General features: G+C 60.7%; 12 protein-coding genes. 6 read left to right on the forward strand and 6 right to left on the reverse strand.

All coding sequences use genetic code 11. The features are described 5' to 3' along the window. Positions 1 to 12: 12 nt before the first annotated feature. On the forward strand, positions 13 to 906 hold the full coding sequence (locus BUA36_RS25305; RefSeq protein ID WP_072788733.1) for a LysR family transcriptional regulator: 894 nt from the start codon (positions 13 to 15) through the stop codon (positions 904 to 906). 3 nt (positions 907 to 909) lie between these two features. Here the strand turns inward: BUA36_RS25305 and BUA36_RS25310 are convergent, their stop codons facing one another. The 4 genes from BUA36_RS25310 to BUA36_RS25325 all read right to left on the reverse strand — a co-directional run bounded on the left by BUA36_RS25310 (position 910) and on the right by BUA36_RS25325 (position 5,283). Next, entirely contained in the window at positions 910 to 1,707 is a 798-nt protein-coding gene (locus BUA36_RS25310) for an alpha/beta fold hydrolase (RefSeq protein WP_072788736.1), read from the reverse strand. Between the two features lie 36 nt (positions 1,708 to 1,743). After that, positions 1,744 to 2,490, reverse strand: coding sequence for a substrate-binding periplasmic protein (locus BUA36_RS25315; protein ID WP_084560334.1), 747 nt, complete (start codon positions 2,488 to 2,490; stop codon positions 1,744 to 1,746). Beyond that, positions 2,481 to 4,514: a sensor histidine kinase gene (locus BUA36_RS25320; RefSeq protein ID WP_072788741.1), complete on the reverse strand. Its 2,034-nt coding sequence runs from the start codon at positions 4,512 to 4,514 to the stop codon at positions 2,481 to 2,483. The genes BUA36_RS25315 and BUA36_RS25320 overlap by 10 nt, the downstream gene beginning before the upstream one ends. Positions 4,515 to 4,644: 130 nt before the next feature. Beyond that, positions 4,645 to 5,283, reverse strand: a complete 639-nt coding sequence (locus tag BUA36_RS25325; RefSeq protein ID WP_072788743.1) for a sigma-70 family RNA polymerase sigma factor — start codon at positions 5,281 to 5,283, stop codon at positions 4,645 to 4,647. 82 nt (positions 5,284 to 5,365) lie between these two features. Here BUA36_RS25325 and BUA36_RS25330 point away from each other — a divergent pair, with 82 nt between their 5' ends. The 3 genes from BUA36_RS25330 to BUA36_RS25340 are packed head-to-tail and all read left to right on the forward strand — an operon-like array spanning position 5,366 to position 7,518. Further along, positions 5,366 to 5,731, forward strand: a complete 366-nt coding sequence (locus BUA36_RS25330; protein WP_072788745.1) for a DUF5710 domain-containing protein — start codon at positions 5,366 to 5,368, stop codon at positions 5,729 to 5,731. A gap of 42 nt (positions 5,732 to 5,773) precedes the next feature. Continuing rightward, a complete protein-coding gene (locus tag BUA36_RS25335) occupies positions 5,774 to 6,862 on the forward strand; it encodes a class I SAM-dependent methyltransferase (protein ID WP_084560335.1) in 1,089 nt (362 codons plus the stop codon). Next, positions 6,862 to 7,518 (forward strand): lysoplasmalogenase, encoded by a 657-nt coding sequence (locus tag BUA36_RS25340; protein WP_072788747.1) that lies wholly within the window; start codon positions 6,862 to 6,864, stop codon positions 7,516 to 7,518. Before BUA36_RS25335 ends, BUA36_RS25340 begins: the two co-directional genes overlap by 1 nt. Here the strand turns inward: BUA36_RS25340 and BUA36_RS25345 are convergent. Beyond that, complete coding sequence (locus tag BUA36_RS25345; RefSeq protein ID WP_072788749.1) at positions 7,487 to 8,377, reverse strand: LysR family transcriptional regulator ArgP; 891 nt, start codon at positions 8,375 to 8,377, stop codon at positions 7,487 to 7,489. The two genes, BUA36_RS25340 and BUA36_RS25345, sit on opposite strands and share 32 nt — an antisense overlap. An 89-nt stretch (positions 8,378 to 8,466) precedes the next feature. On the opposite strand from BUA36_RS25345, the gene BUA36_RS25350 reads away from it, so the two are divergent. Both BUA36_RS25350 and BUA36_RS25355 read left to right on the forward strand, forming a co-directional pair. Then, positions 8,467 to 9,072 (forward strand): LysE/ArgO family amino acid transporter, encoded by a 606-nt coding sequence (locus BUA36_RS25350; RefSeq protein ID WP_072788775.1) that lies wholly within the window; start codon positions 8,467 to 8,469, stop codon positions 9,070 to 9,072. Positions 9,073 to 9,477: 405 nt separating this feature from the next. Further along, positions 9,478 to 11,556 (forward strand): putative bifunctional diguanylate cyclase/phosphodiesterase, encoded by a 2,079-nt coding sequence (locus BUA36_RS25355; protein WP_229255808.1) that lies wholly within the window; start codon positions 9,478 to 9,480, stop codon positions 11,554 to 11,556. Here the strand turns inward: BUA36_RS25355 and BUA36_RS25360 are convergent. Then, positions 11,549 to 11,887: a hypothetical protein gene (locus BUA36_RS25360; protein WP_072788777.1), complete on the reverse strand. Its 339-nt coding sequence runs from the start codon at positions 11,885 to 11,887 to the stop codon at positions 11,549 to 11,551. The genes BUA36_RS25355 and BUA36_RS25360 overlap by 8 nt on opposite strands. Between the last annotated feature and the right edge of the window lie 2 nt (positions 11,888 to 11,889).

Below are 11,889 nucleotides of genomic sequence, written 5' to 3' on the forward strand. Positions count from 1 at the left end.
ATAGTGGAACATATGGATTTACTTGCACTGGTTGATTTCAACCTGGTTGCCCGGCATGGCGGGTTCGGACGCGCCGCGCGCGCCACCGGTCGTCCCAAGGCGACGTTGTCGCGCCGCGTGGCCGAACTGGAAAGCAGCCTGGGCTTGCGGCTGTTCGAGCGCGGCGCACGCATGCTGAAGCTCACGCAGGAGGGCAAGGCGCTGCATGAGCGAACCAGCGGTTTGCTCAATGAGATAGAGCAAACCGCTACGGCCATCGCCTCCGGCGGCGACAAGCCGCGTGGCCGCTTGCGGATCAGTGCGCCGATGCTGTTCTCGCAGGCGGCGATGGGCAAGCTGGCTGCCGGTTTCGCGCTCAAATATCCGGAGATCCGGCTGGAGGTGACAACCGAGGACCGACCCGTTGATATGGTCGAGGAGGGGTATGACCTGGTGATCCGTGTGAATCCCGATCCTGATGAAAGTCTGATCGGGCGTATTTTTTTACACGACCGCCTGGTGGTCGTGGCAAGTCCGGACCTGGCGCGGCCGGCCGACAACACAGCCGTGCCCGCTGTCGTGCGCGGGGACAGCGGCCAGCCCACCGTCTGGAAGATGACAGACAGCAGCGGAAAAACCAGCATCGCCGTTGAGCCAGTGCTTTACCTGTCGTCGCTGTTCATGGTGCGCGATGCGGTGCGCGCGGGCGTCGGGGCAGCACGCCTGCCGTTGTCGCTGGTCAGCCATGATCTGACCGACGGACGGCTGGTCAGCTGGGGCGATCTGGACGCCCCGCCAACGGCGCTATGGGCGCTCTATCCCTCACGCAGGCTGCTGAGCACGCGCGTATCGGCCTTCCTGGATTTTTTGAAGCAAGCCTTTCCCGATGGCGCGCCGGAGGAACTGGCTTCCTACATCAACAGCTAGGGATTACTTGTCCAGCACCTGCATCACTGCCGCGACAATGGCGGCGGGTTCTGTCTGCGGCACTTCGATGACCTTGATGTCGCCGAACGGTTTGCGCGCGGTGCGGAGCTGATTGGCGCTGGTTTCCAGGCTGTCCAGTTCGGACGCGTGAGCGCGCCAGTAGGTGGGCTTTAATACCTGGTTGGCCTGGGCGGCGGCAAGGGCCGGGCCGATTTCGCCGTTGATGCCGGTTGCTGGATAAGCGCAGACGGGATCTTTCTTGCCTTGTTCGGCGGCGCTCAGGCAGGCCAGGGCGGCGTCGAGTCTGGCGCTGCGGTCGGCGGGCAGGGCGTCTTCGTGCATGGCGTTGACCAGCACCAGGCCGGTGACGTTGTTACCGCGGCCGCGCAACGCAAAGTGCTGGGCGATCATGGCGCCGTAGCCCGTGCCAACCACCACGAACGGTCCGTCCACATGGCCATTCTTGAGCAGGAAGTTGAGGTCCTTGCTGGCGTTGGCTACCGTCGAGGCACGGATGATGGGATCGCTGGAACCCATGCCGCCACGGTCGTACACGCAGGCGCGCGTGCGTTTGCCGACTTCCGGCAATACCGCCGACCAGTCCCATCCCGCGCGTCCCAGGTCCGCTTCAAACACCACGGTCGGGGCGCCTTTGCCGGTGCAGTACAGATTGAGCTTGCGGCCGCCGACATCGACTTTGATTTGGGGGCCGGCCAGGGCGTCCTGTCCTGCCGGTGGTGCTGCGTAAACGCTGGCGCTGGCCAGCAACAAGGCCAAAGCCGAGAGCGTAAACTTGATCATGGTGTATAAGAATTGAATAGCGCTGGCGATATTACATCAATTCGCATTCACGCCGTACTTGCGCAAGATGCGCGCAGCGCTGCCGTCGGCGCGCAAGACTTCCATGGCGGCGCGCCATTTGCGGCCGTCTTCTTCGGTGAAGTCGAGCGAGCCGGCCAGCCACACTTCGTTTTGCTGGAACACGGGACTGAAGTCGAATTCGTTTTCTTTGTTGCCATCGAGATGGGTGGCGCTGCGCTGGGTATCTTCGGCGCCGTAGCTGGCGTCGGCAATGCCTTTCTTGACCATGCGCAGGCATTCGCGGACGGTGGTGCATTCGGAAACATCGGTGAAGCCAGCCTCCAGCAGTAGGCGTTTGTAGGGTGTGCCGCGCAGCACCGTCAGGCGCGCGCGCTTGAGTGCGGCGGTATCGGCGAGGTCATGGCTGCCGTGCAGGCCCACGAACACAAAGCGCTGCCTGACCAGCTTCACCAGCCAGCGATAGCGCGTCTCGCGCTCGTCGTTGCGGGTCACGGGCAGGATCAGGGTGCGCGGCTTGAGTGACGCGGTGGCCAGCGCGCGCGACCAGGGATAGAACTCCACGTCCATCGGTACGCCCATATGTTTGCCCAGCTCTTGCGTGAGCTCCACCAGCGCACCCGGTCCCGGCCCGCCGGCTGACATCGCATACGGCGCCATTTCGCCCACCACCAGTTTGAGCGGCGGCGCCGGATCGGCTGCGATGGCCGCCAGCGGCAGCAACGCGCAGCCTAGCGCCAACACGCGCCGTCTTGTTACGCGCATCCTGTCTCGTCTCCATGTAAGGGCAGGCGCAACAGGATGCACGTACCCTGGCCCGGCGTGCTCTCCAGCGACACCTGGCCTTTCATCAGATTGACCACCATGCCATGCACACTCGCCAGCCCGAGGCCCATGCCCGTCTGGCCAAGCTGGGTGGTGTAGAACGGATCGAACACGCTGGCGACGTGTTCCTCGGCGATGCCGCAGCCGTCGTCCTGCCAGCGTATCAGCACCGCGTCTTCCACCAGCTCGGCGGTGACGCTGATGAGGCCCTGGCTGCGGCCGGCAAATGCGTGCAGCAGGCAGTTGTCCAGCAGGTGCTGGAACACGATCTGGCAGGTGCCCGGATAGCCATACATCCACAGCGCGTCAGGCGCCGTCACGGTCATGGTGACGGCACGTGCGCGCATCGTGTGTTCCCAGTGCGTGCGGAAGAAGTGCAGGCGTTCGCTGAGGTCAAAGCGGCCGCCGCTTTCCTGCGCGGCATTCACGGACAGGCCTTTGAAGCGCTCAACCAGCTCGCCGATTTGCGACATGGCGCGTTCGACCAGCGTGCCGCCCTGGGTGACGCTGTCCAGCAGTCCGTCCAGCTGGCTGCGGCGCAGCGCGCCATCCTTCAGGCTTTGATGCAGTTCAGCGGCGCGTTCAGTGATCGCGCTGGCGGCCACGCGCGCATTGCCAAGTGGCGTGTTGAGTTCATGCGCCATGCCGACCACCAGGCGCGATAAGCCCAGCTGCTTTTCCTGCTGCATCAGCGATTGCAGCGCCCGCGCCAGTTCGGCGCTGCGCTCGCGCACTTTCTGCTCCAGCTCATCGTGGGCTTTTTGCAGCGCGGCTTCTGCGGCCTGGCGGACTTCCACTTCACGACTCAGTTCCTGATTGCGCTGCATGAGCGAGTTTTCCAGCACCGTACCGTGCTGCGCCAGCAGCGCGTTCTGGTACAGCAGCTGCGGGCGCTCCATCACGGCGCTCAGTGTCGCGCCGAGCGAATTGGTCAGCTCGCGTTTGTGCTCGCGCTCATTGGTCACCTGCGTCATGCAGGCTTCCAGCGCCTGCTCCAGATGACCCCAGCGGCGGCCGTAGCGGCGTATCGCCATCAGGCTGATTTCGCGCAGGCGCGAGGTGTTGAGCGGATCGCTTTTGATCCAGCCGTCATAGTCCAGCAAGGCCTGCCACGCGACAGCCGGTGCGCCTTCCACGCATTGGTTCAGCAGCTCGCACAGATGCAGCCAGGGTTCCCAGTAGCCGTCGTAGCCGAATTGCGCATGCAGCTGGCGCAGATAGTGGCGGCAGGCGTCCGGCATTTCGCGTGTGGCGCAGACGATGGAGAGATTGAGCAGCGCCAGGCATTCCTGCGAGCGCAGCTTGTGTTCGCGCGACATCTTGAGGACCTGCTCGCGGCGCGCGGAACAGGCCTGCCAGTGCGGCTCCGCTTCGGGCCGATCGATATTCTCCAGCGCCAGATAGTAGGACGACGAGGCCGAGTAATCGAGCAGCATGGTGTGGATGGCCGGCGTCAGCGTTTCCGGCCGCGACAGCATGTCGTCGCAGAACGCATGCAGCTCCTCGTGCATTTCAGCGCTGAGCATGACGCGACAGCGCGCCGCGCGCGTTTGCACCGCCAGTGCCGGCAGGGCGCAGCGTTCGTAGAGTTCGGCGGCCTTGGCCAGGCTGTCCAGCGCCGCATGATGCAGGCGCAGGCGCATCTGCACCCAATGCAGGGCGCGCAGCGCGGCGGCCTGGGCCAGTGGATATTGCGCCGTCTGCGCCTGCAGTTGTAGTTCTTTGGCAGCGATGAGGATGGCGTCGGCGGAGTGGTGCAGGTCAGCCGCCTTAGCCAGCAATTCGAAGGCTTGCAGCTCCAGCGCCTGCGAGGCGTTCAGCTTGAGGCTGCTTAGCTCCAGCAGCGTGGTGCGGAAATGCGTGAGCTCGTGCGCCATCAGGCATTCGCGCAGTATTTGCAACTGCGCCTCTGCATCGGCGGCAGCGCGCGCGGCGACCTGGGTTTGCTCTTCTGATTCTGTCATGAGACTGCCTCCACAAGCCCAGTATCCCATACGTCCTTGCATTTGAGCAGCTGACATTGCCGTCAATACGACAGTTGTTTCATTTCCGTGAGGTTTACGCCGCAATCAAATCGGCAACATTAACCATCTACTAAAATGCAGCACTGTCTTCGATGGCGCGCACGTCCTGCATGGCAGCCACCAGGTCGGTCAGGGTGAGCGTTTCCTTGAGCGGAAAGCCGTCTTCCAGCGCGACCACGGCGCCATCGGCAATGCTGCTGTCCGCCTTGTTGGGCGTATGCGGCATGTAGGCGAATTGCGGGAAGCGGGTCTGGCCGCGCTCGGCGATGTCATGCAAGGTGCGCGGTGCCGCGCGCAGCAGGCCGTTGCGGACGCGGCGCTGGCGTTCTTCGGCGCGCTGTTTCAGCTGTTCGGACAGTTGGGCGATTTCTTCGGTGAGGCGGTCGGACTCGGCCTGCTGGGCGTGGATTTCATCGTCGCTCAGCGCTTCTTCCCACTGCGTCAGCTTCAGCAGGCCGCGCTTGTGCATGGCCTGGCGCTGCAGGTCGATTTCCAGCGTCGAGTAGCGGGTCTTGTGGGCTTCCAGCGTCTGCTGAACGGCCGCATCGCCATTTGCGCGATGCCATTTGTCGTTGAAGTCGAACACCAGGCCGTCAAAGTAAAAATACATGGGCAGCGTGTGCGGGGTTTCCAGCACCTGTTGTGGCGTCATGTTCCAGCGCTGGGCCAGTTCGTCCAGCGTAAGAGTAAGAGGTTCTATTGTAGGCATGCCGCCATTCTCGCACGCCGATGCACTGCGATAAAGCGGCAGACAGTAAAATGCTGGTGTTGCTGTATCGGAGTATTTGACGATGATGTATTTAAAAGTACCGTTCGCGGAAAAAGAAGAAGCCAAGGCGCTGGGCGCGCGCTGGAACAATGAGCGCAAATCCTGGTATGTGCCGGAAGGGAAAGATGCGGCGGCGTTTGCGCGCTGGCTGCCGCCGGGCGGCGCCGACTTTGTGCCGGCGATTGCCGCGCCATCGCTGAAGTCGCGCCCGGTAATGACCGACTCGTATGCCGGCAAGCCGGTCATCGGCCGCCACTATACCGACCTCCAGCACGACTGCGATCCGTTCGAGGTGTGCCCGGTCTGCGCGCCCAAGCTGGCCAGTTCCGGCTGGCAGGCGGCGTATGACGATGTTGCGAAGATGCTAAAGGTGTTGCGGGCAGCGTAGTGTTCTATTTACAAAACAGGCGGGAAATGCAATCCTCGCCTGATGAACAGCACGACCCTGCAGCCCATTTTCCGCACTGAGAATCGCCCCACGACTGCGGTACAGCGCTTTCGCCAGCCGGCCGATATTTTTGAGGCGCTGTTCCAGAGCATCCAGGGCGGCGAAACGCACGCCCGCCCCACACTGGACTTGACGCCGGACTCTCCCTTCCTGCCCTTCCTTGAGATTGGTTATGCGCTGCGTGCCTGCCTGGAAAAGCCGGCGCGTCACGACTACCTGCTGCAACGCCTGCGTCCGCATCTGAGTGTCATGATCGGCTCGCTGCCGGCCAGCATTCTGCCCATGGGCATGTTGCCCAAGCTGGCGCCACTGCCCGGCTTCCGCAGGCTGGAAGACATCGGCGATGACGAAATCCACGACTGGCTGATCCAGGAGGGAGGGCTCATCTACGGCGAAATGCAGCGTTTTGAGCTGGAAAACTACTTTGATGCCGTCAAACCGTTTCTGCCGCCCGGTGGTGTGATGGTGGATCTCGGTAGCGGTCTGGGCAAGGTGGTGATGACAGCCGCGCTGACGTTGCCGTTTATCCGCTGCGTTGGCGTGGAGTTGCTGAATTATCGCCACCGTTTGGCGCAGGAACGCCTGGTCAGGCTGCTGACGCTGGCGCGCCAGGGACTGGATGCCTTGCCAGAACGCCTGACGCTGGATACGCCGCTGAAACTGCCATCGGGCGTCATGACCACGGGCCAGCACCTGCTGGAGCTGGGCGCGCGCATTGCGTTTATCGAAAACGATATGTTCAAGGTGGATGTGCGTGGCGCCAGCCTGGTGTTCTTGTACAGCACCTGCTTTGGCCCGCTCATGGACGCCATTAGCAACAAACTGGCGCGCGAGTTGCCCGAAGGCGCGCTGGTCAGCACCACCACCTATCCGATCAAGCATCCGGCATTCCGGTTGCTGCAAACGTATGCTCCGGGCACCTTGTCCTGGACTAGCGTCATGATTTATCAGCGCGTGGGGCCGCAAATGGCGCAGCCGGCTTCCGAAGCACGCTATTTGCACCAGCCGGACATCGACGCCTGGGAGGCCCGCGTGCGCGAAGAGCTGGTCGCCATGACGGGGGGCGTGTGATGCCGCTGGCAATTCTGATATCCGCGCTGCTGGCGATACTTGGCTCCACGTTGGGCGGAGATGCGCTGTGGTTACACTATATTTTCAAACCGCTCACAACCTTGCTGGTGTGGGCCATGGTGTGGCGTGCGACCGCAACTGCGGATCCGCTGTACCGCAAGGCGATTCTGGTGGCGCTGCTACTGTCGCTATGTGGCGATGTCTTCCTGATGTTGCCGATGAAGCTGGGCTTTGAGCTGGGACTGGCCAGTTTTCTGGTTGCGCATCTGTTCTTTTTGCGCGCGTTCACGCGCGATGTGCCCCTGTTCGGCAAGCGTTTGCCGCTGATACTGCTCTTATGCCTGAGTCTGGCAAATCTGCTGGTGCTGTGGCCGGGCGTGGGCAAGGGCTTGCAGATTCCGGTCGTGGCTTACATGCTGTGTCTGGTGGCGATGACGGCGCAGGCCGTGTCGCGCGGACTCAGCCTGGGTACCGCCAACGGCCGTCTGGCAGCCTGCGGCGGTGTGGCTTTCCTGATTTCCGACACCACGCTGGCGTACAACAAGTTTTATGCGCCTTTGCCCGCCTCTGCCTTGCTGGTACTGGGCACCTATTATGTAGCCCTGTACCTGATCGCGCTATCGGTCAAATCTGCATCAGCCACTTACGCGCGGTAGCGATCAGGCTATCCGACAAGGCCCGAGTGAACGGGGTCTGGATATCCCACATATGCCAGACCAGCGGCACGTCCAGCCACTTGCCGGGCGCCAGGTCAATCAGCGTGCCTTGCTTGAGCTGCCGTCCGCATTGCTGGATAGGCAACATACCATAGCCGAATCCTGCCTCCACAAAGCGCACAAAACCGTCTGAACTGGACAAGGTATGGTGCGGGTAGCGGCCCGTGTAGCCCGTGTGCTGGGCAATAAAGCGGGTTTGCAGCATGTCCTTACGGTCGAAATTCATGACCGGCGCATGCTGGACCGCTTCCGCCGTCATGCCATGCGGGAACCAGCGGGCGGCGAATGCCGGGTTGGCGACGCAAAAATAACGCATCACGCCCAGCGCGGTGACGGTGGTGCCAGCGACCTGGGCGGTTTCACTGGTCACGCAGCCGAAGACGCGGCCTTCGCGCAGCATGGTCAAAGTGTGGTCCTGATCGTCCAGCCGGATTTGCAGCATGCAGTCGCCATTGGCCATGAGCGGGGTGGCGGCTTCCTGCAGCCAGGTTGCGGCACTGTCGGCGTTGACCGCAATGGCAATTTCCGGCCGGGATTCGGCGTCACCGGGGCGCCTGGCCAGTGCCGATTCCAGCAGCCGCACCTGGCGGTAATGGGCGATCAAACGTTGTCCGGCTTCGGTCGGCGAGGGCGGTTGGCTGCGCACAATCAGCAACTCGCCAGCACTATTTTCCAGCATGCGGATGCGCTGGGAAACCGCCGATTGGGTGATCGACAGCGCGGCAGCGGCCTTGTCAAAGCTACCATAATCGATCACGGCATCCAGCGCGGCCAGTCCGCGGTAGTCTATCCGGCTCATTAGCTCACCTAATATTTGGCAAATAATATTAATTATACTTATCTTCTGAAGAACCGTAATCTGGCGTCTTTTTACAGCCGGGGAAGGCCATGGAAGTCACTGCTTTTTTAAAAGGCATCGGTTTGGGCGGGAGTTTGATCGTTGCCATTGGTTCACAAAACGCTTATTTACTCAGGCAGGCGTTGAAGCGTGAATTTGTATTTACTTGCATCGCCATTTGTATTGTCTGCGACGTGGTGTTAATTGCAGCAGGTGTTGCCGGCATGGGGCAGCTGATAACCGAGGCGCCATCGTTATTATTCTGGATAAAAATAGCCGGCGCCGCGTTTTTATTCTGGTATGGCTTGCGTGCAGCACGTTCTGCTTTAAATCCTTCTGCGATGTCGGCAACGGAAAATAATACAGCGCCAGATCGCCGTACGGTCATTGCCGCCATGCTGGCATTCAGCCTGTTAAATCCCCATGTTTATCTGGATACAGTAGTCTTATTAGGTTCGATAGGCGGGCAGCAGGCAGGCAACGGACGGCTATATTTTGCTCTGGGCGCAATGTTGGCATCGACCATATGGTTTAGCAGTCTGGGACTTGGCGCCCGATATTTGACGCCGATATTTTCCAGGCCCGGTGCCTGGCGGGTTTTGGACGGCATTATCGCGCTGGTGATGTGGGTGCTTGCCGTATCGCTGTTTCTCTAGGCTTCAAGCTCAAAACTGGCAAGTACATGCTAATTTTTAGCATAAAATACCCTGAAAAACGCAGTTGTGCCAATCGGCAACACTTGTGTTGCCAAGATGCCGCTTGCAGCTGAGTTCGGCTTACAATGGCGCTAGTCACCTTGAAACAGCGCCGTGCGGCGCCGCATGCCAATGAGCGCAGACCCTGGCTATCTCACAGCGATGGTGGTGGAATTTTCCGCCGATACCATATTAAGTGCATTACTGATTTTCCTTTGGCTCATGCAGCGCAAGGAAAAACATGCGCTATGCTGGGGTATAGGGCAATTGGCCATCATGGCCGGCGGCGTGTTATGGTTTTCCGGAACGAATATAATATCGCTGCCCTGGCGTATATATTTATGTGGGCTGTTTTTAACGCTGGCCATGGCCGGTTATTGGAGCGGCACCTTATTCTTTATCGGTAAATTACGCGCACCACATGTGCGCTGGATGGCGCCCGGCATATTGGTGCTAAGTGGTGCTTTTTATTTCCTGTGGAGTTCAAATACCGGCTGGCTAGCGCCTGGTAGCGCTGCGGCATTAGGCCTGGTCATGCTGTGGGCCGGTGCACAATTACTCAATATTCATCACCGCTATCGTTTATTGGGCCTGGCCTTGATATTGCGCGGCGGATTTAATCTGCTGAGCGCGGCCAGCCTGAACCCCGATTTGTATGTGGTGTGGTTTGTGGTCACCAGCCTGCTCAAACTGGTCGTCATGCTGGGCCTGATCTATGCCGTGCAAGATGAAATCCAGCAACGTTACGCGCGCACCATCGACAGCCTCAGCCATGGTTTTTTGATACGCGACCGGCGCGGCTACATCCACGTTGCCAATGAACGTTGTGCAAAGTTGCTGGGATTCAATAGCGCGCAGGAACTCATCGGTTTGCACGTTTGCGACCTGCTGCCCAACCTGACGCGCGACATGGCGGATCAGTATTTCCGTCTGTTTGAAACCGACGGCGTGCCGTATCCAGTTACCAATACCGCAACATTGAATTTGCGGAATGGCACCAGGCTGCCCGTCGAATTGCTGGGTTCGCCATACTTCGAGCGCGGCCGGTTGTATTGCCTGGTGCAATTGCTGGATATCAGTGAACGCAAAAAGAAGGACGATTTGCTGTACCAGGCGGCCCGCATCGATCCCGTCACCGGCTATTTCAACCGCCACGCTTTGTCGTCCGAGTTGACGCTTGCCTTGGAGAAAGCCGCCAGCGCGGGCCGCGAATGTGCGGTGCTGTTTATTGACCTGGACAAATTCAAGCGCGTTAATGATTCCTTTGGCCACGCGGCGGGCGACCAATTGTTGCTTACCGCCGCCCACCGGCTGCATCGGCTGCTGCGTCCGGTGGATGTGCTGTCCCGTTTTGGTGGAGATGAATTTATTGTCATCATCCCGGATCTGATGCCGGGCCGCGCCGAACAAATGGCCATCGATTGCGCGACCGAAATTATCGCCGCCATGGGCAAAGGCTTTGAAGTGTCTTACCACGCGATCAGCGTCACGGCCAGCATAGGCATCGCATGCTATCCGACTCACGGTAGCGATAGTGAAACCCTGATACGGAATGCCGACATTGCCATGTACGAGGCAAAAAAAGCGGGCCGTGGCGAGCTGCTGATTTTCAACGATGCCATGACCGCCGTGGCCAAGGACGGCCTGGTGATCGACGGCGCGTTGCGCGGCGCCATCGCCGCCAACGAGTTTTACCTGGTTTATCAGGCCATTACCAATGCCAATACAGGCAAGATGACCAAAGTAGAGGCGCTGCTGCGCTGGAACAGCTCGCTGCTGGGGCCGGTGCCGCCAGACCGCTTCATCCCGGTCGCGGAAGACAGCGGCATGATTATCGAGCTTGGCACCTGGGTGCTGGAGGAAGCGTGCCGCCAGATGGGGAGCTGGAAGCAAAGTGCGCTGCGCGAGGTGACCATCAGCATCAATGTCTCGGCCTGGCAGCTGGCTGACCCGCAATTTGTCACGCTGGTATCGCAGGCGCTGATGCGCAATGGCCTGTCGCCGCACCAGCTGGAACTGGAACTCACCGAGCGCGTGCTGATTGAGGACGCGGCCAATGTGCAGGCCGTGCTGGCCCAGCTGCGGGCGCTGGGCGTGAGCGTGTCGCTGGATGATTTTGGCACCGGCTATTCCTCGCTGAGCTACCTGACCCAGTTCCACCTCAACACGCTAAAGATCGACCGCGCGTTTGTGATGGATATTGAGCATAGCGAACGCAGCAACAGCCTGGTGCATGCCATCATCGCCATGGGCCACAGCCTGGGGCTGCAACTGGTGGCGGAAGGCGTGGAGACAGCGGGCCAGGCGGAGATCCTCGAAAAGATGGGCTGCCACTATCTGCAGGGCTATCACATCTCGCGGCCGGTGCCGCCGGATGAGCTGCTGCGCTTTGCCGGCAACCGCGTCAGCGCCGCGCCGCAGCCTTATTCGAACTTTGCTATTTAGTAGCCGCTGCGGCTTCGGCCGCAGTGAGCACTTTCTGCGCCGCTTCTTCCGGCGTCAGTATCCAGATGCGGTCGATATTGCCCATGCCATCCACCGTGTAGTTGACCACCAGGTCCTTGCCACGCAAGGCTGCAGGCATCTCGATCCTGTTGTCCTGGTTGAAGATGCGCGCGGCGGGCGACAGCTGGCGCGCCTTGCCATCCAGCGTGATGTCGGGGAAGTAGCCCGGCGTGAATTTGCCGCGCAGGATGTTGGAAGGGAAGGGCCGGTCGATGGCCAGCGCTGGCACGGTGACCAGCACGGCCAGCAGCAGTGCTATCAAGCGTCGCATCG

Source organism: Duganella sacchari (genome assembly GCF_900143065.1).
GTDB classification, from domain to species: Bacteria; Pseudomonadota; Gammaproteobacteria; order Burkholderiales; family Burkholderiaceae_D; genus Rugamonas; species Rugamonas sacchari.

Excerpts from the sequence above, each read along its gene's own strand:
- BUA36_RS25305 (WP_072788733.1), top strand. The coding sequence starts at position 13 with ATGGATTTACTTGCACTGGTTGATTTCAACCTGGTTGCCCGGCATGGC.
- BUA36_RS25310 (WP_072788736.1), bottom strand. The coding sequence starts at position 1,707 with ATGATCAAGTTTACGCTCTCGGCTTTGGCCTTGTTGCTGGCCAGCGCC.
- BUA36_RS25315 (WP_084560334.1), bottom strand. The coding sequence starts at position 2,490 with ATGCGCGTAACAAGACGGCGCGTGTTGGCGCTAGGCTGCGCGTTGCTG.
- BUA36_RS25320 (WP_072788741.1), bottom strand. The coding sequence starts at position 4,514 with ATGACAGAATCAGAAGAGCAAACCCAGGTCGCCGCGCGCGCTGCCGCC.
- BUA36_RS25325 (WP_072788743.1), bottom strand. The coding sequence starts at position 5,283 with ATGCCTACAATAGAACCTCTTACTCTTACGCTGGACGAACTGGCCCAG.
- BUA36_RS25330 (WP_072788745.1), top strand. The coding sequence starts at position 5,366 with ATGATGTATTTAAAAGTACCGTTCGCGGAAAAAGAAGAAGCCAAGGCG.
- BUA36_RS25335 (WP_084560335.1), top strand. The coding sequence starts at position 5,774 with ATGAACAGCACGACCCTGCAGCCCATTTTCCGCACTGAGAATCGCCCC.
- BUA36_RS25340 (WP_072788747.1), top strand. The coding sequence starts at position 6,862 with ATGCCGCTGGCAATTCTGATATCCGCGCTGCTGGCGATACTTGGCTCC.
- BUA36_RS25345 (WP_072788749.1), bottom strand. The coding sequence starts at position 8,377 with ATGAGCCGGATAGACTACCGCGGACTGGCCGCGCTGGATGCCGTGATC.
- BUA36_RS25350 (WP_072788775.1), top strand. The coding sequence starts at position 8,467 with ATGGAAGTCACTGCTTTTTTAAAAGGCATCGGTTTGGGCGGGAGTTTG.
- BUA36_RS25355 (WP_229255808.1), top strand. The coding sequence starts at position 9,478 with ATGGCCGGTTATTGGAGCGGCACCTTATTCTTTATCGGTAAATTACGC.
- BUA36_RS25360 (WP_072788777.1), bottom strand. The coding sequence starts at position 11,887 with ATGCGACGCTTGATAGCACTGCTGCTGGCCGTGCTGGTCACCGTGCCA.